The sequence below is a fragment of the Bacillus halotolerans genome (assembly GCF_001517105.1).
Taxonomy (GTDB): Bacteria; Bacillota; Bacilli; order Bacillales; family Bacillaceae; genus Bacillus; species Bacillus halotolerans.
Map to the genome: position 1 here is coordinate 933,850 of NZ_LPVF01000008.1, position 21,379 is coordinate 955,228.

Genomic DNA, 21,379 nt, shown 5'->3' on the forward strand with positions numbered 1-21,379 from the left:
CAACTAATTTTCCACTGAAATAATTATAGCATTGTCTTATTAATAAGGTAATATTATAGGTAGCTTATAATAAAAAACAATTTGGACCTAATAAATAAATCATCTAGATTAGTAAACTATTACTTAATAAGTAAACCTCAATCACAATAATAAGATTCGCATTAACGTCGTTAGATAGGATAAAGGATGGTTGTCTGATATGACCTTTAGCCTTTCAATCTATCTTTGAACTTGTTATTATCAATCTTAGAATATAGAATATGTTAATAGGCATTTACAATCATTTCTCGTTTTGGAAATAAAGGACCTCTGCCTTTTCAGTTAACTGGTATATCCTACGCTGTACCCCATTTATAACCTCACTTCCCTTTTTTATTAATTCGGCATTTTGAAGCTTTTCACTTCTTTTTGAAACAAGTTGATGGGAGCAATCCAATTCTCTAGCTATCAATGAAGCATAAAGACTTGCCTTTTTATTCTGGCTAAGCACATGAAGGATATCCAGTTCAATTTCAGGTAATAACTTTTCTCTTTTAATACCTTCAAATAAGTTTTCATCCTTAAATTTAAAGCTTTCTTCAATCGTACCAGTTTTTTTACATCCTAAATAACACATCATCCCTATTTTTTGTAAAATATCGTATTCTGAATATTGGTATTCATGACCGCATTCTGTACATACAAAGTGCTTTTGTTCAATTAAATACTGTTGTATTACTTTATCGTAGTTGAAATGCCGAGAAATATAATATTTTCTATATTTTGTATGACCTTTGGGTCTGCCAAAATTTATATTTTGTTCCCTACATAAACCATAGTTAATTGCATAAATACTTATTACAATACCATCCCTATCAGCTTGTTCATAATACTTACTAACAAAATAGTTTAATTCCAAAGAATAAAGAAATTTCTCGTACTCTTTATTTATAAAGAGGTGACTAGTGGGAATCTTGTTAGCTGGAATACTCTTAAACAACTCAGTGTGTTCATATCTTAAATGATTTTTCAAGTCCTTCGCTTTTTCAACCAATAAATTAACCAGTATTTGTTGAGAATATCTATCTAATTTTTCATCGAATGCCTCTTTCAAATAATTTGTCTTTTCAAAGTAATACTTTATTTGGTTTTCATAATACTTTTGTGTGGCTTGTTCAATCAGAGATTTTGTTATTTTTTTATTGTAAATGATTGCACTTTGATAACAATAGTGAAGTATGTGTCCAAGAATTCGTGGAATATTCATAGTAGCATGGAACATTAATTCAAGATAACTTTCCCATGTATTTTCCTTATCAATTTGAAAGATTTCTACCATTTCAGCATTTAGATAATATTTGAATCTTGCCTCTAATAGCCTATTGAGAAACTCAGTAGCCTTTTTTTCGAGTTCAGGTAAGTCTTTGACTTTATACAACTCATAATAATCCAGGTGTATTTCGTCAATTTTTCCCTTATCAATATCGCCATAGAAGATCCTTTTAGGATAAGCACCTACCTTAAAACGGATAAATTTATCTGACCAGTTATTTAAAGGAGCAAGTAAGGTGTTAACAAATATTTGTTGAGCATCATAATCAATTTCAGAAAAATCATCCAGTATAATATGTAATTTTTTTATTCCATACTTCTTTAATGCACCTGTTATATTTGATATAAAATCTGTTAGATTGAAATGCCTTAAGAGAGTATGAGAATATTCATCCTGAATTTCACTAGCACCAGATATTTTTTGGCGAACATTAGAACTTCCTTTAACTTTTAAATTTTTTGCAGTTACCGTTGCATCGACTGAGAGATTACCTTCATTCTCATCTGCTGTCGCCACTTTTTCAGTTGTGTTAACAGACTTTAAAATATCAGTTTCTTTAAATATAGGTTTCGAGGTTTCATTCTTTATGTCCTCTAATCTGGAAAGCAGGGCAGACAAGTCCTTTCTTTTCCAAAGTCTAAAAAGAGCATTTTTTTGTTCGAGGTTCTTCTTTACTTCTTTAAATAAGTCATTTATTACTTCATTAATAAAACCTTCATAAAGTAATATTTTTTCATAGTAATCTGAATTACCATTTAACTCTTTGGCTTGGGACTTACCATATATTGTTTTTACATCAACATATGCAGAAATCTCATTTTTACTTTTACGGAAATATTCTTGGGCTCTAGCAAAAATTGTTGACTTACCTGTTCCTTTTCTCCCCACCAAGAAAACGGTATTATCTTGTACAACTTGCCTAAGTAAACCGTTGTTTGGTAAGGGATCTACATATAACTTTTCAACTATATTTTCATTTTGCTCATCATCCCATAATTCCGCTCTTTGTGCTAGCTTCAATGAGTTAACCATTAAAGAGAAATTGTCGCTAATATTTGTTTTAAACAATACAATACCCTCCATCACAAGAGTTTAGAGTTAACTATTTGCTAATATTATATAGATTGTAATTAAAAATTAGTTTTTATATCAAATTTCCATATACTAGATCACATGAATAAAAAATAGATATTAAGGTACTAATTTTTCTTTGAATTCTTAAATAACTGTAATTAACTCAAAAAATACCTAGTTTCCCCAAGTTAAATAATACCCTTACTTGTAAGTCAACTTTCCATCCCTACCATCCATTAGAGGATTTTTTTATTGAATTAAAAGGAGATGCAAAAATGATTCATCAACACAAAGTAAACAATTGGAAAATAGAAAATGGACATAGCTTTTTACAGCCAATTTAGTTTGTTGAAGCTCAAATAACGTGTTTAGGATTGAAAGTACTCTCACAATTATGGAAGAACTGAATCGAATAATTACTTTCTAACAGTTTCCTTGATGAATTTAAACGTATTATTACACAGTTCCTTAGCGACTAGTTTAAAAGAAAACAACTGGAACCGCTATAAAGAAAAGCATGAAATACATTAAAAACATCACTGACAGCTAACAGAATCAAATAGTTCCAACAAATTGCAACTTTAGGATTGCGAAAAAACTCCAATTATCTAAATTGTATAGTAATTGTTACTATGTTAATTCTAGTTTAATATTCAAATCAAAATCAATAAGTCCAGAAAAAAGTAGTTTTTTATTATCACCTAATAATTGAGCATTAAACGAAAGACCCTTTTCTTCAAAGATAGCATCAATTATTTCAATGCTTCCTTCTTGATACCCGATCTCTCTTTCAAATGAAGGTTTAATTATTGTTTCAAGCAAATCTTCTGCTGCAAATTGTGCATTTGAATTCTTACCTAGCAATTCAATTGACATCTCGTCATTCCAGTGCCAAGGTATCAACTTCCTTCCATAACGCCACCTCTCAACGATGTTCACATTCTCAAGATCACCGATTACATCTTTACCCGCATGCTCACTTACAATAACTTGTAGTTTTCCATTTGTTCTTTTAATACCGGAGGAAAGGGCTTTGAATACCTTACTTACAGCTTGAAGTTCTTCATACTCAGAATCTGAATCAGTTCTATCAGGAAAATGAGTCTGACTAGGTTGATCAATTGCTAAAAGACTCGGAACATATGGTATATCCTGACTAATAAACAATTCATGTAACGCTAATAAAGTCGCAATATGATAACCTAGCCAGTTAGCACCACTACCAATCTCACGCATCCAAGCCGCTCTACCTTTATCATCTATTACTCGTATCGACAATTTGTTGGTATCAAGTTGAATTAAGTCACCCCCCGTTTCCAAATCCAAAATGTTCCCATAATGTCCTGCAAATCTTGAGAACTTAAATAAAGCAGTTTCTTTTCTTTGGGCGAAAGCTTGAAAATCTACAGACTTTAACAACTCAGCCTCTTCTTCTTTTAATGTAGCTATTTCATTTGCAAATGTCCCCTCATTACTCAAAGATTCATGTAAATTAATAAATTCTGTGAGTCGTCCAATGTACATCGCACGTTGTTCCCGGGTTGCTTGCATTTCTTCAGTTTCTTCCTGTAAGTATTCATATTCAGCTTTTACTTGTCGTAGTTTTGATTCCTTAGCAGCTATTTGTTTTCGAAGTCCTACTTCTTCAGCGTCTAACATAGGAGGAACAAGCTCAATTGCTTTCCATTGAGCCTCAACTTTTTTAGTTGTTTCAACAAGTATTTTAAGTTCTTTAGCATGGGTATTGGTCTCGTTTCCACATAATGGACATTCATATTGAGATACCAATTTTTCAACAAGCCAAGAAGTTGAGGAAAGCCGATCTTTTTGTCTTAAAATATTCCTTTCTGAAGTTGCTTTAGCTAGAGATAGTTCTTTCAATTGAGTGAGTCTAACACGTAAAGTAGTTATTTCTGCCTTAAGGGTACTTTCCTCTTCACGCAAAGATGAAAGTTCCTCAATATTTAAGTCATGTCCATCTGCATCCCAGTAGTTGGTGTCAGATTTCCACTTTGAGATTAAATTTTTTAGTCTTTCGAACAAGACCTTTGTATTTGTATCTTTTATACTTAATGCGGGAATAAATCCATACTGACTTGCTGCGATATATCTCCCTCTTACTTCCCCTGAAAAATTTTCAATATTAATGTTGAATGCTTCCAATTGACGTTGTTTACGTTCAATCAACCTCCTTACTTCTTGAAGTCGATGTTGCTTGATCAAAGTCTCAGCATCTACAACTCCTAATACCAAAGGAAATATTTCTCTAAGCTTTCGGGCATGCTCTTCAATATCGGCTTCGAAAAACATAGTCTCATTATTTGCAACAATCCTTTGTGGCTGAAACATAAACGCAGTCATATCCGAAATAGACGCCCTTCCTTTGTAACCACTGCCTGACCCGTTAAAGTCAGAATTCGACTGTGGAATCTGAGCATGTCTTTCTAATATTCCCTTCGCATAATCACGATTAGCATTTTTTTTAGGGAAATCCGGAATAGTAATAGGAGCTCCTTCTAAGATAAAATAATCATCTGTTGAAGCCTGCTCTAGCGGATCTCGCCTTGCGAACAATTTTTCTCCTTCAACGGTACTAAATAACAGTCCATACCAAGATGAGTATTTCCTTATTGGGCCGATTTTAGGAATTGAACAACCTTTTGACCCTAAGCAATAATCTATTATTTCGATAATCGCGGATTTCCCACTACGACTTGAACCTGTTATATAATTAATCGCACCAGGTTTAAATTCTAAAACTCGTGGGGCTTTATCCTCTTTTTTCGACCAAATAATTAACTTCAATATTGAAAAGTTCATTTTAAAGGCTCAACTCCTAACACGGTCAAATATTCGAAATCAGACATTCCGCCAGCCCATATCCCTAGCTTATTTGCTGCCTTCAATATTTCTTTAGTTTCAACTGAAACATTCTTAGGAAGCTTGAATGGTAGTGAAGAAGAGAAATACCCCTCTTCAAGAGATATTAGCTTAGACGCAATTGCTATATTTAAAGAGCGGAATGTCCTTTCCTCCATAGCCTGCAATCGTGAATTTATATCAAATACTGCTTCGTTTTGTGCTATAGAATTTTTTATGTCGCGATCTAAGATAGATCGCAAACCTGAAGCTTCTCTCCTCTTAAGGATCATTTTCCTGCTAGTTTCTTGATAAACAAGAGGAAGAACACTAACTAAATGCCACAGTGTTAGTAATCTCACTTTTTCTGACTGCCTAGATAAAAAGCCTTGTGAGAATGCCCAAAGTGCACTTGCTCCAAGTGCAGGATTTTGCATTATCTCGTATTCACGAAGTAATGTTCCCATCATTATTCAGATTTTCCTTTCGATAATGATTTAAATTGTGGATGCCAACCAATAACAGGTTCCTGCTTATCGGTAAAATGAGCCAGTACATGAAAGTTACCGCTAGTAATGGTCTTTGGCATAATTTCATTATGAATATAACTATCCTGCTCCAGTGTTAAGTCCAAACATTCCTGACCTTTGAGTTCATCTGTCTCAAGTGACTGTCTAAGTGCTCTTCTTCGTGCGGTTGTCCATGATTTTTTGAGATCTCTTTCATATAGTGAAAGTGCTGTTTCTGAAACCGCATTTTTATCGGTCCAGGTCATTCTTGTATCTTGGGCATGAATATAATCTAAAATAGCTTCCCTTATTGACTCCTCATCAATACTTATCCAATCTAGTTGTTTAACAAAACCATGTGACTCATATCGGCTAATATCAACATTTGAATCAAAAGGTACTACAAGCGCCGATAAACGTGCTACTGATACCCTTCTCACTAACCCTCTGAGCTCTTTATCAAAATCTTCTCGTCTTATTCTAGGCTGGTGTCCAATTTGAACTAATTCCCTTATCTTTCTTCTTACCCATCCGCTCATCTGATCAAAGAGGCTTATTTTTATCTCAGTTTCAAATACTCTAATGGCTTGAATCTCTTCAAGATTACCTCCAAATTTAGGACACATATTATCAAACACTAAAATTTTTATTAAAATTTCCTTCAATAACTCATCACTTAATTTTTGTAATGTACTACCATAGGGAACCAAATCTTCTCTTAGCGTTGTGATCATATTGCGTAATTTATCGCAGACAACTTTTGAAGATTTTTCATCTACAGCTTCTTGTATGCTCCGAGCAAGGCATTTTTTTGACAAAGTTCCATTTGTCACTAAATGGAACTCCGCATTATTTAAGATTGTGGGCTCATTCACGACTAATTCAGCCCATATATGTAACGTTTTCCATAAAGCTACACTCCGGTCTGACAATGGTGATCCTGTTTTTACGGTAGATTTGTCTTGTTCATATATTTTCTTTCCACTATCCTTATGAATACTGACATCATCTATATCCTCAACTCCTATTTCAATCACATCGACTTCTGATTGAAATAGTCTATAGGTTGCTCGGTCAAATTGATACATATATCCTAATGCCTGACCTGAAGCAGAATGGTCTGTAGACATTTTTATCACCTACCAATCTAGGACTCTTGTGGTAATTTGACATTTTTATTGTAATTTCCTTCTTTTTGCTTTTTCTTAGACATAAATTGCGCTTATTTTATGACAATGGAGAGTAAAACTCCAACTACCTTTCAGAAGGTTGAGACTTGGAGTATTGTTTATGCAAGTTACAAGAAGTGTTATTGACCAAGATAGTAATAGGGATTAGCTCATTTGCTTTTCTTTCTTCACCACACTTTAAATAACAGTGCTACTCTGGAACTTTACGAAGTATTTTCGAATAGCCAGTTTTATTCCTTTATGTTCTTTAAAATCATAAAAGAAGTTATGCTCACTCGACAATCAAGTCATAAACTGCACCAGAAATGCTGTTGCTAGTTATGAAAATTGAGCTGATAAATATTATGTAAAGTATATAATCTTCAAGAAAATTGAGGAAAACAACACAAATTATTGAAAAAGTCTTAATACTTAAAAAAACGTTAGTAATATTACATAGAGCTAGTATATGACTTAACATAATTATCCCCCATACATAACCATCACTCACTTATGATAAGGCTCCCCACGATTAATCCGAAAAGCCCGATAAATCTGCTCGACTAGTATGAGACGCATCAACTGATGAGGGAACGTCATTTTCGAAAACGACAGCTTTTCATCTGCTCGCTTCATCACTGCGTCGCTCAATCCGAGTGATCCGCCGATGACGAGGGTGACTTTGCTTTTTCCATATGTAGCCAGCTTATCTATTATATCGGCTAGTTCTTCGGATGTTTTCATTTTTCCTTCGATGGCGAGGGCGATGACGTGGGCGTCGGGACTGATTTTTGATAGGATGCGGTCGCCTTCTTTGTCTTTTATGATTTTCATGTCCTGGTCGCTTAGGTTTTCCGGCGCTTTTTCGTCCGGGAGTTCGATGATGTCGATTTTTGCGTAGGCCGAAAGTCGTTTGGTGTATTCTTCAATGCCTTGCTTGAGGTATTTTTCTTTTAGTTTTCCGATTGTCACAATATTGATATTCACAGGTCATCCCCACTTTAAAAACAAGTTATTCATATATGTTGTCCACAATTGTGGATATCTTTTCTGTATTTTGTGTAAGATCATTCGTTCCCCACTATATATACTGCGGGGTCTCCACATAATTCACAGGCTGTGGATAAACTGTTAGTATGTTCGATTTTTCTGATTTCGGGCGGCAGCTCGTGGTCGTCTATGTACATATCCAGCACCGTTTCGATGTGTTCTTCACAAGAATAATACGCTTGTTTCATGTTCAAATCCTCCGATGTTTTCTTCCATTTTTACAAATGTTCTCTTCTCAATATAACCTATTTATTCACATGTTAGTAGTGCTTCGGGCTGAGTTTTATCCACAATTCGACAAACAAGCTGTTGATGACTCTATTTCGCTCGTGTGTTAGTTTGGATGTAACCGATGTGTGGGGAGGTTTGCATTTGCGCTTTAGATGGGTTTGGCTTTTTGTGATCATATTGCTGCTTGTTGGGTGTAAGCCGTCTTATTGGGTGTTGGAGAAGGATCGAATCGGTGAAGGCAGTCCAGACTTAGAAATATACGCTAATTACCTTCAAATACATGATGATGTAAAAGGATATCAAGTCTTCACCATTTTAGAAGGGAGAAAGATGGTTATTGTGTCTCTCGGAAGTAGTGAGAAAGAGAAGAAGCTTGAAGTGTCAGACGTCAAATACTCACCTAAAGAAACGATTGTAACTGTGAAACGAAAGCCTGCCCCCAAGGCAAATGAGAAAAATCCTTTTATTTTGATTGGACTGGACAAAATTGAAGGGGATTTAATCGTCCAAGACGAATCAGGAGATCGCTTTGAAGAAACCGATTATCAGCAATAAAGCCGGCGTCCGATTGAACCGCCGGCTTTTTTTTATTTCAATGTTCCATGCGGATCAATCACAAATTTCTTCGCCGCTCCTTTGTCAAAGTCGCTGTAGCCTTTTGGCGCGTCGTCCAGAGAAATGACGGTGGCGTTGACGGCTTTTGCGATTTGCGCTCTGCCGCTTAGAATCGCTTTCATCAAATTGCGGTTGTATGTCATGGCAGGCGTTTGTCCGGTGACGAAGGTGTGGGCTTTTGCCCAGCCTAGGCCGAATCGGATTTTTAATGAGCCTTTTTTTGCCTCTGCGTCGCTTGCGCCCGGGTCTTCGGTGACATATAAGCCCGGAATGCCAAGGCTACCGCCGACCTGGGTGATATCCATGATCGAGTTCAGCACGGCTGCCGGCGCTTCCCCTTGATTGCCGTGTCCGGATGCTTCAAAGCCGACACAGTCCACTGCGGCATCAACAGTTGGTTCACCTAGTATTTGTTCAATTTGCTCGCCGAGGCGGTCGTGTTTTTGCACGTTGACCGTTTCACAGCCGAAGCTTCTTGCTTGTGCCAGTCTGTCTTCGTTCAGATCGCCGACAATGACCGTCGAAGCCCCGAGAAGCTGGGCGGAGTGAGCAGCTGCTAAGCCGACAGGCCCCGCTCCCGCGATATAGACGGTTGAACCTGTTTGCACGCCTGCTGTGTAAGCTCCATGGAATCCGGTCGGAAAAATGTCGGACAGCATCGTCAAATCGAGAATCTTTTCTAACGCCTGTTCTTTATCCGGGAATACCAAAAGCTGAAAATCGGCGTACGGCACCATGACGTATTCCGACTGGCCGCCGACCCAGCCCGCCCATATCGACGTAACCGTAAGCCGATCCCGGCCGTTCAGGGTTAACATTCAGGCACACATGCGTTTTTTGCGTTCTGCACATCACACAGCGTCCGCAGGCAATGTTGAAGGGGACGGATACGATGTCGCCTTTTTTGATAAATTCAACATCCCGTCCCGTTTCAATGACTTCTCCGGTGATTTCATGCCCGAGCACCAAGCCTTCAGGTGCAGTTGTGCGGCCTCGCACCATGTGCTGGTCGCTTCCGCAGATGTTGGTTGTAATGACTTTGAGAATAACCCCATGCTCACATTTTCGGTTCACATTCGCCTTCGGAACGCCGGGCCCGTCCTTCAAGATTAACTCCGGATACCCGATATCCTCCACTGCTACTGTCCCTTTGCCTTTGTACACAACCGCTTTGTTTCCTGTCAACGCCATTCCTCCCATTCATGTGTTTGGACTTTGCGTCCTTGAACATGACTTCGGTTCGGCATGACCCTTTCCCTTTTTCACGCCTGCTTTTTCTGTATTCTTACAACAACAAATATGCCAAGAAAACAGCCGATAATGGTTCCGAGGATGTCCAGCCAATCTGCTTTACCTCCGTTTAACAGGAACATCGTAGCCGCCGAAATCAGGCTGATCATAACTGCAAGAAGAATGACCCGTTTGGTGCGCATTGTGATTCCTCCTTTTAGATTCGTTTCTATACCATACCCAAAATCCCTGCGTATTCGGATTCAAATTAAGCAACAGAAAAAAGAGACTTCACAAGTCTCTTCATAAACAGCGGTCAGTTGAATAATAATTTCCTGAGAAATAATGTGACAACACTGGCTGCTAACGCAATTGCAGTATAAAGCACAACCCAAAACATGAATGAACTGTTGCCAGAGGCTAACGTAAACAACAATATTAAACTCGCAATAAGCACGATGAGCGTACCAATCCAAACTTTCTTCCATATGAAATAATCCGCTGCACCAATTACGCCTGATATCATCGGAAAAACAAATACGATGAGCAGTATAACGGCTCCCAAGCCGGAACCCCCTTCACCTTAAAAATCCTTCATCACCTCAAAATCATACAGCTTCAAATGACTCTTCGGCGTCACGATCTCCTTTACCTTCCCGATCTCTTTTCCCTTCACTTTCTTTCCAGTTTTCAGGCTGTATTGTTCAATGTATGCAGGCTGGTTGTAGGTGTATGTGAAGAAATAGAGGCTGCTGCCTTTTTGTGTGATTTCTTTGAAATCGGCCTTCATTTTTTCTGGGGAAAGGGCGAAGGCAATCCGGCTTTTTCCTGTCTTTGCATCGATCTTGTATACCTTTCCGAAGCCGTCAATGAAATAAAGTGACCCGTGATACGAGAAAAAGCTTTTTTTGAAGCTGAACGGCATAGAGCTGTATATTGTTTGCTCGTCGTTTTTGTATTCGGCGATATCGTAAAGCTCCACTTTGCCGTTTTTCTTATTGAATTTCACCATTTGATAGAGATTGCTGGCTTTTTGCCCCCGAACCATCACATATACAGCTTGATCGTCCGCAGCAAGCTGGGACTCGATTGAGGCTCCTTCCCGATACTGCCATTCAGTGATGGTTTGATATGTGAGCTTCTTTTGATCGGCTTGAATCTGAAGGAGCTGGTAGCCTTTCTCGTCGTCTGTCGGGACAAGTGCGTAAATGGCGCCATCGTGAAAACCCGAGGCTCGGATGTAGCAGGGGATGACGTCTTTTTTCCACTCTCCGTTCATCTGGCGGTAGAGCTCTGAACGGTACCCGTCTCCCTTTTTGTCGTAGCCGGAGTTGTAGAGGGTGTAAAAACCGTCCGTATTTTGCAAAAAGCCCGCGCTGTCACCTGTGTGCTGATACGTTCTTTTATAGGAGTACAGTCCGTTTTCAATCGTAAAAATCGTGTTTTTGTCCTCCAGCATGACACTGTCGCCGTGAACCTTGGCTGAGCCCAGCTCAAGGCCCTTCATCTGAAATGACGACAGCGAACCGTCTTGGCTGATAAACAGGGCATAGCTTTTCCCGCCGCCGAATGCATCCTGATCCGCAGAGGTTGAGACATACAGCAGAATGTCCTTGCCGTCCAGAAAATCAGGGTCTCGGAGATCCTGCTGACTCACGGCTTTATGGCTTTTTAGAGGAGAAACGAAGACAAATAATGCGATTCCTGCGAGCATCAGCAAGGCGATGGTGATCATCCACTTTTTCATATCCGTCTCCCTAATTGATGGTCATGACGGTTGTCGTATAGGAAGAAGTTGTGATGTCGCGCGGGTAAACGCCTAACCCTTTATTGCTGTCGATATCAATGCCGGCTTTGAGCAAAAATGCGGACCACAGGAGCTTTGAACAGTTTTTGGCGCCGTCATGGCCGGTATTTCTGTTATTGACGAAGTTAAACGAGTATGAGTCGCCGACTTTCGATACCGCCCAGTCGGCAGCGGATGTTTTCTGTGAAGAAGTGACATTGACTGTCTGTACGATGGAGTTGTCTTCCACGTCTCTGGCGTTATAAGCAATTTGTCTGACGCCGTCGCTTGGAACAGATTCAACAATTTTGTCAGCGGCGGAGTACATGCCGACGTGGCCATGGTTGTAGTAGGCTGTGTAGGAGTTGGTGTAGTAGATGTTTCCTTTCGAGCTTGTGGGAAGTTTTTTCGTACCGGATGAGCCGCCCATCATGGACATGCCGCTTTCCTTGGCGAGCTGGTCTCCTTCTGCTTTATCGGCGGTGATTTCATTGTAAAACTGTTTGAGAATGACATCGGTCTTTACGTGCTGCTGTTTGGCAATCTGGCTGGCGGATTTTGTGATGTCTTCTGGGGTCGTGCCTGGCTGAAGCGCTGCGATTTGTTCAGCATAGTTCGTGGTCCTTGCAGCTTTTGCGGGAGAAACAAACAGGCCGACGCACATTGTAAGCGCTACCAAAATAATTGATACCTTTTTCTTCATACTCATAACATCTCCTCTTTTCATGTGTGTTAGGAAAGATGATTTCCTTTATCATCATTATATTAGGGAAATGTGGAAGGTAGCTAGGTGATTTACAGAATTTTTAGAAATCATTTACAGGAAGGTTGTCTCACAAAAAAAGGCCTTCCCCAGGCCTAGAGCTTCTTACTCCTGATCACATCAGTCTCCTGAAATCCAGTCCGCTCATACAGCCGCCTTGCCGTCTCATTATGGGCAAATACGTGAAGAGACAGCTTTCGAATGCCCATGTTTCCCCCCTATCTCATCCAGTTCGTTCAAGGCTTGCTTCGCAAAACCTTTTCCCCGATATGATTCATACAGCCCGAAATCGTAAATAAACGCTTCCTGCTGCGGGTGTTCCGGTTCTGCATGAATCCAGAGCCAGCCGTTTCCTTTCCGTTCAGGATGATACTCCACAAATGGTGATGATGCGTTTGCAGCCCATTCGGCAGCAAATCAGAAAAAGTTACAAAAGCATGGCCTCATCAGGGAGCCGTGATCCTGCCTTTACCTTTTCTCTTGCATAATGCTTAGTCGTGTATGTCAAGATAGGATCGAAATTCTTCGATCTGCATGATCATATCGCCTCTCCTTTATTTATTGACTAGAGGATTTTACATAAAATAGAAAGAGGTGTTACTATCAAGATAAGCAAATAGATTGATAAATGAATAGAGAAGGGAGTTTCAAATGAATAAGATTGCACCCGCAGAAATCGCTAACATGCTCAACGATTGGTACCTTGCGATCAAGAAACATGAAGTTGAAGAGTCCGCCCGTATCTTTGAAGAAGTGAAGCCTTTATTGGATGATATGGAGGAGGATCAGGAGGTGCTTGCCTACTTCTCCTTATTAGAATTGCGCCATAAAGTATTGCTTCATGAAGCGAGAGGGCTGGGCTTTGAGCATGAGGAGTCTCCTCATATGAATGCTACGTCAGACATGCTGAAATATTACTTTTTTCTGTTTGAAGGTATGTATGAAGCCTATAAAAATAATTACGAAATTGCCATCGGGCTCTATAAAGAAGCGGAGCAGTATCTCAGCAACATCCCCGATCCGATCGAAAAAGCCGAATTTCATCTGAAGGTCGGCAAGCTCTATTATAAGCTGGGACAAAATATTGTGTCTCTCAACCATACAAGGCAAGCGGTCAAAACGTTCAGAGAAGAAACGGATTACAAAAAGAAACTCGCCTCCGCATTAATTACGATGTCAGGCAATTTTACCGAGATGAACCAGTTTGAAGAGGCGGAAACCTATTTGGATGAAGCCATTCGCATGACGAGAGAGTTAGAGGATCATTTTTTTGAGGCCCAGCTTTTACATAACTTTGGGCTGCTTCATGCCCAAAGCGGCAAATCAGACGAGGCCATCTCAACATTAGAAGAGGCTTTACAGAACGAAGAGTACGCCCGATCTGCCTATTACTATCATTCTGTTTACTTGCTGATACGAGAGCTGTTTAAGACTGAAAAGAAAGAACAGGCCCTAGCTTATTACCAAAAATTGAAGGAAAAATTAAATACCGAGCCGAATAAAATATGTGAGGCAAAAATTGATATGTTATATGCCATTTACGCAGAAGGAGGTCATGCGGAAACGTTTCACTTATGCAAAGAACATATGGATGTGTTGATGTCGGAAAGAGAATACGACAGTGTAAGAGAACTTTCCATTTTGGCTGGCGAACGGTATAGGGAAAATGAGCTTTACAAAGAAGCCGCCCACTTTTTTTATGAAGCATTACAAATTGAGGAACTCATTAAACAAACGGAGGTTATGTAAATGAAAAAGTTTCTAATTGGCGCAGGCGTTGCAGCAGTGATTTTATCCGGCTGGTTTATTGCAGATCATCAATCACACTCACAAGAGATGAAAGTCGCTGAGAAAATGATTGGATAATAAAGAAAACCCCCGCTGGGATGCGGGGGTTTTCACATGTCTACAGCAATTTCTTCCCTAGCAGGGATTCTACTAGCTCTACCGCTGTTCTTCCGGTCTTGTTTTCATGATCGAGGATCGGGTTAACCTCAACAAATTCAGCTGAGGTAATGATGCCTGCGTCATACAGCATTTCCATAGCCAGGTGGCTTTCGCGGTAGCTGATGCCGCCGATGACAGGGGTTCCGACACCCGGTGCGTCGTTTGGATCAAGTCCGTCCAGATCAAGGCTGAGATGGACGCCGTCGCAGTCTGATAAATAATCAAGGGTTTCTTCGATCACCTTTGTCATGCCGAGGCGGTCGATTTCGTGCATGGTGTACACCTTCATGCCGCTTTCCTTAATATACTGGCGCTCTCCTTCATCAAGTGACCGGGCGCCGATAATGACGACATGTTCCGGTTTAATTTTAGGCGCATACCCTTCAAGGTTCACCAGTGACTCGTGTCCGATGCCGAGGCTGACGGCCAGCGGCATGCCGTGAATATTGCCTGAAGGTGATGTTTCAAGCGTATTCAGGTCACCGTGCGCGTCATACCAGATGACGCCGAGCTTATCGTAATGCTTCGCTGTACCTGCGAGCGTGCCGATCGCGATACTGTGATCGCCGCCCAGGACAAGCGGGAATTTTTTCTCTTCAATCACGGTGTTCACCTTTTGAGCGAGCTTTTCGTTTCCTGCCAGTACGGAATTTAGGTTTTTCAGTTCTTCATCGTTTTTGATCTTTTCACGGCTGATCGGAATGTCACCGAGATCTTCAACCGTATAACCCATTTCTGACAGCCTCTCAATCAAATGGGCATACCGGATGGCACTTGGTCCCATGTCCACTCCGCGTCGTGCTTGTCCTAAATCCATTGGCATTCCAATAACCGAAATCGTTTTATCCATCTGTGATTCCACCTCAACATATAAGATAATGTCCTTATGCGGGTTCTAACAAAGATGACTTGCGGACAACGTTTTTAAAGCTCTAGCTGACGATTTGCCTGCTTGCGTTTTTTAATGACGACATGATAAATGATGTAGCAAATGACCATAAACGGTACGCCGCAATACAGCGCGATACGCTGCTCCGGATCAAACGCGAGACTGATGAGAACGACTGTATTTAACGTCAGACCGATCAGCGGAAGCACCGGATATAGCGGTGTTTTAAATTTTAAATCTTCTATCTTGCCGCCTTCACGGATATATTTGCGTCTGAACCTGATTTGGGAAAGCGAAATCGTAATCCAGCCGACCTGCGCGCTCATGCCTGCCAATGATAATAGCACCATATATACGGTTTCAGCCTGCGCAAATTTTGTCAGAAGTGACAGGCAAGCCACAGCCATCGTTACGATTAACGCGTTCAGCGGCACACCTCTTTTATTTGTTTTGCCCAGCGCTTTGAAGGCCTGTCCTTCATTCGCCATCGCGTACAGGATACGTGTCGATGCGTATAAACCTGAATTCGCAACAGATAAGAGCGCAATCAATATAACAAAGTTCATGATATCAGCTGCATATGGGATTCCGATTTGCTCAAATACGACAACAAACGGACTTTCTACGACTCCAGCCTGTTTCCACGGAATCATGCCGGCAATGACAACGATAGAAAGAACAAAGAAGACAAGCGTTCTCCATACTGTCTGTTTGATGGACCGCGGAATCGTTTTTTCAGGGTTTTCACTTTCTCCGGCTGCAACCCCGATCAGCTCAGTTCCCTGGAATGCGAAGTTCACGGTAATCATCGTTATCAATATGGCCTTTATGCCGTTCGGGAATAACCCATCTTCATAAAAATGCGTCAGAAACGGCGCTTGCTCTCCGCCTTTTAGGTCAATGAAGCCGAACATAGCGGCTCCGCCGAGAATAATAAATAAAAGGATAATCAATATTTTAATGCCGGAAAACCAAAATTCAGATTCTGCAAAGGCTTTCGCGGTTATTGCATTTAAGGTAAACATGAGGGCCGCAAAGACCAGACACCAAATCCACACGTCTATATGCGGAAACCAGCGTTGCATCAGCTGCCCCGCTGATAAGAATTCAATGGCGCATGTCACCGCCCAGCCGAGCCAGTACAGCCAGCCGAACGCAAACCCGAAGGCCGGGCTGATAAATTTTGTCGCATAGGTCTGGAAGGACCCCGATACAGGAAAGGCGACCGCAAGCTCCCCTAAGCAGAGCATGGTCAAAAACATGATAAAGCCGCCCACTAAATAAGACAGAACCGCGCCGAGCGGTCCCGCTTGGTTAATGGTAAACCCGGTTCCCAGGAAGAAACCGGTTCCGATCACTCCGCCCAATGAAATCATAAACAAGTGGCGAGATTTCATTGTCCGCTGGAGCTGATTTCCGTTATCTTGGTTCGTATTCACATTCTGCACCCCTTCAGCAACTTGTATTGGATCTAAGCTGGAACATCTATCGTGATGCGTATCCCAGTTTGCTGTCCAAAGAGTCTCTATCTATTTAATATAAAATTCACTTCTTCTCATAAAGATACATTATACTAAAATACTGTAGCTGAGCAAATAGGGAGTGCTAATTTTTCTGTTGTAAATTTATACAAACGAAGTGAATATCCCGCCATGATGCGGATTTATGCCTTTTGCAGCACATGCTTAATTTTTTCAATCGCCCAATCCAAATCCTTTTTGGAAATGATTAATGGCGGTGCAAAACGAATGACGGTATCATGCGTTTCTTTGCATAAAAGTCCTTCATCTTTTAAACGCTCACAATACGGACGCGCCGCTTCCGTCAGTTCCACACCGATAAACAGCCCTCTGCCGCGGACTTCTTTAATGATTGGGTTATCAATGCTCTCCAGCTCTTGTTTAAAATACTCGCCAAGCTCAAGAGAACGCTCCGCCAGCTTTTCATCTTCCAGCACTTCCAGTGAGGCGATGGACACCGCACATGCCAGCGGATTTCCGCCAAATGTGGAGCCGTGTGAACCCGGGTTAAACACGCCTAAAACGTCGCGGTCCGCCGCAATGCATGAGATCGGGAACACACCGCCGCCAAGCGCTTTCCCCAAAATGTACATATCAGGAACAATGCCATCCCAGTTACAAGCGAATGTCTTGCCTGTACGTCCGAGACCCGTCTGAATTTCATCGGCAATCAACAGCACATTCTCTTCCTTACAAATCGCCGCCGCTTCCTGCAAAAATCCTTCAGGCGGAATCACAATGCCCGCTTCGCCTTGAATCGGTTCGAATAAGAACGCCGCTGTGTTTGGCGTAATCGCCTGGCGCAGCGCTTCCGCATCTCCGTAAGGGATTAGTTTGATTCCCGGAAGCATCGGGCCGAACCCTCTTTTATACTCGTCTTCAGAAGAAAGAGAAACCGCCAGCATCGTCCGGCCATGGAAATTTCCGACGCACGCAATAATTTCCGCCTGATTGTCCGCCACGCCCTTCACTTCATAAGCCCAGCGTCTCGCTGCTTTCACCGCAGACTCAACCGCTTCAGCCCCCGTATTCATCGGCAGAATCATTTCTTTGCCCGTCAGCTTAGCCGCCTTTTCGTAAAACGGTCCGAGCTGATCGTTGTGAAACGCGCGAGACGTCAGCGTGATTTTATCAGCCTGATCCTTTAACGCCTGAATGATCTTCGGATGTCTGTGCCCCTGATTCACCGCAGAATAAGCACTCAGCATATCCATATATTCATTGCCTTCCGGGTCCTTTACCCAAGCACCCAGCGCTTCAGAAATAACAATCGGCAGCGGATGATAATTGTTGGCACCGTAATGAGACGTCTGATCAATAATTTCTTTGGATTTTGATAAAGCTGGCATATTTGAATTCCCCCTTGTTTTCTGTTTCAACACTATATCCTGCTTTCCCTTTTTATAAATGCAAGTTTCGTGCCAACTCGCACATTCGTGTATTTTCTACAATATTCGAGGCAAGGGTGCAAAAATATTCAGATATTTCGCGCGAAATTTTCATATAGTGCAAAATTCTTTTGCATATCCTCTCTATTCTTTTATAAAATAGAAGCAATATTAAGAAAATAAATGAGGGAGGTTTATACTTTGGTCAAAGACAGCGAATTCCTCACATTAGTGTTTCAGAGCATATTGGATGAAATTGATGTCGGCCTGCACGTCGTGGACGAGCATGGAAACACGATTGTTTATAACAACAAAATGATGCAAATTGAAGATATGGAGAAGCAGGACGTCTTAAATAAAAACCTGATGGATGTATTTATGTTTTCGAAGCAGCAGGACAGCACACTTGTGCAAGCCCTTCAGGAAGGCAAAACGATCAAAAATGTAAAGCAGAGCTATTTCAATAATAAAGGACAGGAAATTACGACAATCAATCATACATATCCGATCGTCCAAGACGGCAACATCAAAGGGGCTGTCGAAATTGCCAAGGACGTGACAAAGCTGGAACGCCCGATCAGAGAGAATATGCATAAAAAAGGAAATGCGACTTACACATTTGACAGCATTCTCGGCACCAGTCCGGCGATTCAGGACGTCATCGAAAATGCCAAGCGGGCGACCCGCACGTCTTCCTCAGTTCTACTCGCAGGTGAAACCGGCACGGGAAAAGAGCTGTTCGCACAAAGTATCCATAACGGCAGCGACCGATCAAGCGGCCCGTTCATTTCTCAAAACTGTGCGGCTCTGCCTGACAGCCTGGCGGAAAGCATCCTGTTCGGTACGAAAAAAGGCGCATTTACAGGTGCCGTTGACCAGCCTGGCTTGTTTGAGCAAGCCCATGGCGGCACACTTCTGTTAGATGAAATCAACTCACTGAATTTGAGCTTGCAGGCAAAATTGCTGCGCGCCCTGCAAGAACGGAAAATCAGACGCATTGGTTCGACCAAGGATACGCCGATTGACGTGCGCATTATCGCCACGATGAATGAAGACCCGATTGATGCCATTGCGGGTGAACGAATGCGCAAGGACTTGTATTACAGGCTGAGCGTCGTGACACTGATCATCCCGCCGCTTCGGGAACGCAACGAGGACATTTTGCTTCTTGCGTCAGAGTTCATTCAGAAAAACAACCACCTGTTTCAAATGAATGTCGAACATATCAGTGAAGATGTGAAGCAATTTTTCTTATCCTATGATTGGCCGGGAAATATTCGCGAACTTGAGCATATGATCGAGGGCGCGATGAATTTCATGACAGATGAACAAATGATTACGGCCAACCATCTGCCATATCAATACCGCATGAAAATCAAGCCGGCAGACATCTCGAAGCCGGAACCCGCAGGGCATCAGCCCGCCGCTGATTTGAAAGAAAAAATGGAGAGCTTCGAAAAATATGTGATCGAAAACATCCTTAGAAAACACGGCCATAATATTTCAAAAACCGCTCAGGAGCTCGGCATCAGCAGACAAAGCCTGCAATACCGGCTGAAGAAGTTTTCTCTGCACGCAAAATAAACCTATGTACATCATTAAAATAACAACCAGTAATCATACAGAACAAACCATAAAATAAACGCTGAAAATGGAAAGCTGACAAGCCCTTACACACTGTTTCACGTGTAACATCCATGTATTTTCTATGGAACGGGCGTGATCCCGTTCCGTTTTTTTGCATAAAAAAACAGCCTGGCATCAGTGCCAGACTGCTTTTATTAACTTCCTAACCGATCTGCGGAGGACAGCTTCACTTCAACGGATTTTTCTTTTCCGCCGCGGTAAAACGTCACCTTCACCCGATCACCGACTCTTTTCTGATAAAGCCGCTTTCGAAGATCCACAATATCATTTATTTTTTGCCCGTCAAATTCAGTGATGACATCCAGCTCCTTGAGTCCCGCTTTTCCGGCAGGTGAAAAGGCATCTACACCCATTATCACCGCTCCATTGGTCACATGTTTAGGAAGCTTCAGCGTTTCATCCCAATGGTAGCTTGCAATGTCGCTTAATGATTTCATTTCAATTCCAAGGAACGGACGCTTAACTTTGCCGTATTTCTCTAAATCCTCTATCACCGGAATCACAAGCTTAGATGGAATGGACAGGCCAATCCCTTCAACCGCTGACTCCGCGATTTTCATTGAATTGATGCCAATAACCTTTCCGTCCATATTCAATAAAGCTCCGCCGCTGTTCCCCGGGTTAATGGCCGCATCGGTTTGCAGCACCTCTGCATTCCAGTCAGGCTGACCGTCATCATTGGAATCAACCGGAATCGCCCTCTCTGTTCCCGATATGACGCCCTGTGTGACAGAGCCTGCAAATTCAAGGCCTAACGGATTGCCGATCGCAATTACCGGTTCCCCAGATTTTACTTTATCTGAATTGCCAAAATCAGCGACAGCTTTGATTTTATCGCTTTTCACCCGCAAAACGGCAAGATCCATCAGCTGGTCGCTGCCGACAAGCTCAGCAGACACACGCGAACCGTCTTTTAAACTGATTTCAATTTGGGAAGCGCCCTCGATCACATGATGGTTGGTCACGACATAAGCAGAGTGGTCATTTTTCTTATAGATGACGCCTGAGCCGCTCCCAGCCTCACCGCTTTCTCCCCAAATATCTGTTTTTTGAATGTTTACGACACCGACAACAGCTGGCGACACATTGCTGACAATCTGAGTGACAGCGTTGTTCACACTGACATTCACTGTTCGAATTGATTCCCGGCCGTTGGTCTGCTGCTGATCTGCCTCGCCCGTATCAAACCCCTCATTTGAAAGGTACGGCATTATAAACGCCATCAATACAGCGCCGACAATCACCCCGATCAGGCTTGAAAGAAAATAACCTTTTTTGCTTCTCTTCGGCTGTTCAGGAGTATTATGTTCTTCTTCACGCTCGTAATCCACCATATTCCATCCTTTCAGAGAACGTTGATATGGTTATATTGTGGATTAGAAACTCCTAT

The 21,379-nt window shown here is 41.7% G+C and carries 18 protein-coding genes and 2 pseudogenes; 4 read left to right on the plus strand and 16 right to left on the minus strand.

Annotation, left to right across the window (positions count from 1 at the left end; translation table 11 throughout):
- Positions 1 to 280 precede the first annotated feature (280 nt).
- The 6 genes from AU387_RS07170 to AU387_RS20415 all read right to left on the minus strand — a co-directional run bounded on the left by AU387_RS07170 (position 281) and on the right by AU387_RS20415 (position 8,161).
- The gene (locus AU387_RS07170; protein ID WP_059335314.1) at positions 281 to 2,380 is read right to left on the minus strand and encodes a helix-turn-helix domain-containing protein; all 2,100 of its coding nucleotides are present in this window, start codon (positions 2,378 to 2,380) and stop codon (positions 281 to 283) included.
- Between the two features lie 636 nt (positions 2,381 to 3,016).
- Positions 3,017 to 5,206 carry a DUF3732 domain-containing protein gene (locus tag AU387_RS07175; RefSeq protein ID WP_059335315.1) on the minus strand — a complete coding sequence of 730 codons (2,190 nt, stop codon included), beginning with the start codon at positions 5,204 to 5,206 and terminating at the stop codon, positions 3,017 to 3,019.
- Positions 5,203 to 5,715 carry a three component ABC system middle component gene (locus AU387_RS07180; protein ID WP_059335316.1) on the minus strand — a complete coding sequence of 171 codons (513 nt, stop codon included), beginning with the start codon at positions 5,713 to 5,715 and terminating at the stop codon, positions 5,203 to 5,205. The genes AU387_RS07175 and AU387_RS07180 overlap by 4 nt, the downstream gene beginning before the upstream one ends.
- Complete coding sequence (locus AU387_RS07185) at positions 5,715 to 6,884, minus strand: ABC-three component system protein (RefSeq protein ID WP_059335317.1); 1,170 nt, start codon at positions 6,882 to 6,884, stop codon at positions 5,715 to 5,717. Before AU387_RS07185 ends, AU387_RS07180 begins: the two co-directional genes overlap by 1 nt.
- A gap of 546 nt (positions 6,885 to 7,430) precedes the next feature.
- Positions 7,431 to 7,910 carry a 23S rRNA (pseudouridine(1915)-N(3))-methyltransferase RlmH gene (gene rlmH / locus AU387_RS07190; protein ID WP_059335318.1) on the minus strand — a complete coding sequence of 160 codons (480 nt, stop codon included), beginning with the start codon at positions 7,908 to 7,910 and terminating at the stop codon, positions 7,431 to 7,433.
- Between the two features lie 80 nt (positions 7,911 to 7,990).
- Positions 7,991 to 8,161, minus strand: a complete 171-nt coding sequence (locus AU387_RS20415; protein WP_003219122.1) for a CxxH/CxxC protein — start codon at positions 8,159 to 8,161, stop codon at positions 7,991 to 7,993.
- A gap of 184 nt (positions 8,162 to 8,345) precedes the next feature.
- On the opposite strand from AU387_RS20415, the gene AU387_RS07195 reads away from it, so the two are divergent.
- Positions 8,346 to 8,759: a hypothetical protein gene (locus AU387_RS07195; RefSeq protein ID WP_059335319.1), complete on the plus strand. Its 414-nt coding sequence runs from the start codon at positions 8,346 to 8,348 to the stop codon at positions 8,757 to 8,759.
- Positions 8,760 to 8,791: 32 nt separating this feature from the next.
- Here the strand turns inward: AU387_RS07195 and fdhA are convergent.
- The 6 genes and pseudogenes from fdhA to AU387_RS07220 all read right to left on the minus strand — a co-directional run bounded on the left by fdhA (position 8,792) and on the right by AU387_RS07220 (position 13,140).
- A pseudogene (fdhA, locus tag AU387_RS07200) lies at positions 8,792 to 10,019 on the minus strand (formaldehyde dehydrogenase, glutathione-independent).
- Between the two features lie 62 nt (positions 10,020 to 10,081).
- On the minus strand, positions 10,082 to 10,252 hold the full coding sequence (locus AU387_RS20420; RefSeq protein ID WP_063623098.1) for a hypothetical protein: 171 nt from the start codon (positions 10,250 to 10,252) through the stop codon (positions 10,082 to 10,084).
- A 113-nt stretch (positions 10,253 to 10,365) separates the two neighbouring features.
- Positions 10,366 to 10,614 (minus strand): DUF2651 family protein, encoded by a 249-nt coding sequence (locus AU387_RS07205; RefSeq protein WP_059335320.1) that lies wholly within the window; start codon positions 10,612 to 10,614, stop codon positions 10,366 to 10,368.
- 18 nt (positions 10,615 to 10,632) lie between these two features.
- Positions 10,633 to 11,796 carry a hypothetical protein gene (locus AU387_RS07210; RefSeq protein ID WP_059335321.1) on the minus strand — a complete coding sequence of 388 codons (1,164 nt, stop codon included), beginning with the start codon at positions 11,794 to 11,796 and terminating at the stop codon, positions 10,633 to 10,635.
- Positions 11,797 to 11,806: 10 nt separating this feature from the next.
- Positions 11,807 to 12,544: a YiiX/YebB-like N1pC/P60 family cysteine hydrolase gene (locus AU387_RS07215; protein WP_059335322.1), complete on the minus strand. Its 738-nt coding sequence runs from the start codon at positions 12,542 to 12,544 to the stop codon at positions 11,807 to 11,809.
- 149 nt (positions 12,545 to 12,693) lie between these two features.
- Positions 12,694 to 13,140 (minus strand): annotated as a pseudogene (locus tag AU387_RS07220) (GNAT family N-acetyltransferase).
- Positions 13,141 to 13,249: 109 nt separating this feature from the next.
- Between AU387_RS07220 and rapG the strand changes: the two are divergent.
- Together rapG and AU387_RS07230 are read left to right on the plus strand one after the other, a co-directional pair.
- On the plus strand, positions 13,250 to 14,347 hold the full coding sequence (gene rapG / locus AU387_RS07225; protein ID WP_059335323.1) for a response regulator aspartate phosphatase RapG: 1,098 nt from the start codon (positions 13,250 to 13,252) through the stop codon (positions 14,345 to 14,347).
- Positions 14,348 to 14,464, plus strand: a complete 117-nt coding sequence (locus tag AU387_RS07230) for a Phr family secreted Rap phosphatase inhibitor (RefSeq protein ID WP_010332587.1) — start codon at positions 14,348 to 14,350, stop codon at positions 14,462 to 14,464. It abuts the gene before it with no gap.
- Positions 14,465 to 14,504: 40 nt separating this feature from the next.
- On the opposite strand, the gene rocF is transcribed toward AU387_RS07230, so the two are convergent.
- The 3 genes from rocF to rocD form a co-directional block, all read right to left on the minus strand.
- Positions 14,505 to 15,395 (minus strand): arginase, encoded by an 891-nt coding sequence (gene rocF, locus AU387_RS07235; RefSeq protein ID WP_059335324.1) that lies wholly within the window; start codon positions 15,393 to 15,395, stop codon positions 14,505 to 14,507.
- Between the two features lie 74 nt (positions 15,396 to 15,469).
- A complete protein-coding gene (locus tag AU387_RS07240) occupies positions 15,470 to 16,873 on the minus strand; it encodes an amino acid permease (protein WP_044160196.1) in 1,404 nt (467 codons plus the stop codon).
- A 224-nt stretch (positions 16,874 to 17,097) separates the two neighbouring features.
- Positions 17,098 to 18,303, minus strand: a complete 1,206-nt coding sequence (gene rocD / locus AU387_RS07245) for an ornithine aminotransferase (RefSeq protein ID WP_059335325.1) — start codon at positions 18,301 to 18,303, stop codon at positions 17,098 to 17,100.
- A gap of 240 nt (positions 18,304 to 18,543) precedes the next feature.
- On the opposite strand from rocD, the gene rocR reads away from it, so the two are divergent.
- Positions 18,544 to 19,926, plus strand: a complete 1,383-nt coding sequence (gene rocR, locus AU387_RS07250) for an arginine utilization regulatory protein RocR (RefSeq protein WP_059335326.1) — start codon at positions 18,544 to 18,546, stop codon at positions 19,924 to 19,926.
- Between the two features lie 197 nt (positions 19,927 to 20,123).
- On the opposite strand, the gene htrC is transcribed toward rocR, so the two are convergent.
- On the minus strand, positions 20,124 to 21,323 hold the full coding sequence (gene htrC / locus AU387_RS07255; protein WP_059335327.1) for a serine protease HtrC: 1,200 nt from the start codon (positions 21,321 to 21,323) through the stop codon (positions 20,124 to 20,126).
- Positions 21,324 to 21,379: the final 56 nt, after the last annotated feature.